The 1,787-nt window shown below is 68.8% G+C and carries 1 protein-coding gene and 1 pseudogene; both read left to right on the top strand.

What is annotated here, in order from left to right; genetic code table 11:
- Positions 1-304: 304 nt before the first annotated feature.
- A pseudogene (locus AC08OJ_RS03030) lies at positions 305-457 on the top strand (fibronectin type III domain-containing protein); the annotation flags it as partial.
- A 469-nt stretch (positions 458-926) separates the two neighbouring features.
- Entirely contained in the window at positions 927-1,706 is a 780-nt protein-coding gene (locus AC08OJ_RS03025; RefSeq protein ID WP_476592057.1) for a metallophosphoesterase, read from the top strand.
- Positions 1,707-1,787 lie beyond the last annotated feature (81 nt).

Raw genomic sequence — 1,787 nt, 5'->3', positions numbered from 1 at the left:
CGTATCCGGGCTGGTCGCTCCAAAGTTGGAACACGTTCGTTCTCTCACACATCGCTCGGTCACACCGCTCAGTCGACGACCGGTAACGGAATATGGGAAAATGTCAGCCACCGGATAACCACCTTGCCAGCCGGGGCACCTGGCGAGATCGGGTCCGGTTGCCGGCACAGCACAGGCACAACTTCATCGCCCCGAGGACGGTTCGGACTGCTGGTTCGGCGAACGGAGAGCTCCGCTGGTGACTGGTAGTCCCGACGTCGCGCTCGGCGTTCACCTGACCTTCGGCTCTGATCCCGCCACGTCCATGGTCGTCTCGTGGCTGACCCGAACTGCCGTCCCACGGCCCCAGGTACGGTTCGGCCCGGCGGATGGCGGGTCTACCGGCTCGGTGACCGCGCTCACCCGTTCCTACACGGACGCCCTGACGAACGAGGTGGTCTTCGCCCACCATGCGCACCTGTCCGGCCTCCTGCCGGCTACCGGCTACCGCTATGACGTGGGTCATGACGGGCGCTGGGGCCTGGCCCACGGGTCGTTCCGCACGGCTCCACGGCACCGGGCCGCCTTCAGCTTCACCTGCTTCGGCGACCAGGGCACCGACGAGCCGCATGACCCGTACGGCTCGGCCGCGTCACGCCACGTGGTGACCGGAGTGGAACGCCTCGCGCCGCTGTTCAACCTCGCGAACGGCGACCTGTCGTACGCCAACCAGCGCACAGATCCGGTTCGCGACTGGTTCGACTGGTTCACGATGATCAGCTCCTCCGCCCGGTTCCGGCCGTGGATGCCCTACAACGGCAACCATGAGACCGAGCGGGGCAACGGAGCGCTGGGGCTAGCCGCCCTACCAGGCCTACTTCGCCCTTCCCCAGCACGACGAGGAGGCCTACCTCGCCGGGCTCTGGTACGCGTTCACCGTCGGCGGCGTGCGGTTCGTCATGCTCAGCGCCGCCGATGTCTGCTATCAGGACAGCGGGCGGGTCTACCTCCATGGGTACACCGCCGGCCGGCAGACCTCCTGGTTGGAGCGGACCCTCAAACAGGCCCGCGCCGATTCCGGCATCGACTGGATCGTCGTCGGCATGCACCACGCCGCGGTGTCGACCGCGGCGGAGCACAACGGCGCCGACCTCGGTATCCGGGAGGAATGGCTGCCGTTGTTCGACACCTACGAGGTGGATCTGGTGCTCTGCGGCCACGAGCACCACTACGAGCGCACTCATCCGCTGCGCGGGGTCGTGCCGGACAGCGCGACCCGGACTCCCCGCCCGGTCCCCGATGCGACGACGCCCGCCCGGAAGACCGCTGACGGAGCGGGCGCCGCGGCTGTCGGCGGGGCCGGTGACCTGCTCGACACCTCGGCGGGCACCGTCCACCTGCTCGTGGGGACCGGAGGATCATCGTCGCCGTCCGCGCACGCACTGTTCGATCCACCCGCCTGCTGGGTCATCGTCGGCGTGCACGAACAGGATCCCGGCGGGTGGCATCGCCGATCGGCCCGGGCGAGGGAGGACGCGCCCTGGCTCGCCTTCCGGGCACCGGAGCATCCATACGCCTTCGCGGCTTTCGAGGTGGATCCAGGTGAACCGGGCGGCTCGACGAGCATCCGGGTGACCGTGTACGACTCCAGTGCACCGACGCCGGTCCCGTTCGACCGGTTCACCCTCGTCCGGCCACGCGCCGACGCGGCCGTGCCCACCACCTGACCGGCCACCCGACCGAGAAGCCGTCAGACGGTACGAAGCGGGCCGATTCTGATCGCCCTTCCAGCGAGACGTAGGTGTGTG

Source organism: Frankia sp. CgKIO3 (genome assembly GCF_977946435.1).
Note: the sequence above shows the minus strand (reverse complement) of the source record. Positions and strands in the feature narration are given on the sequence as shown.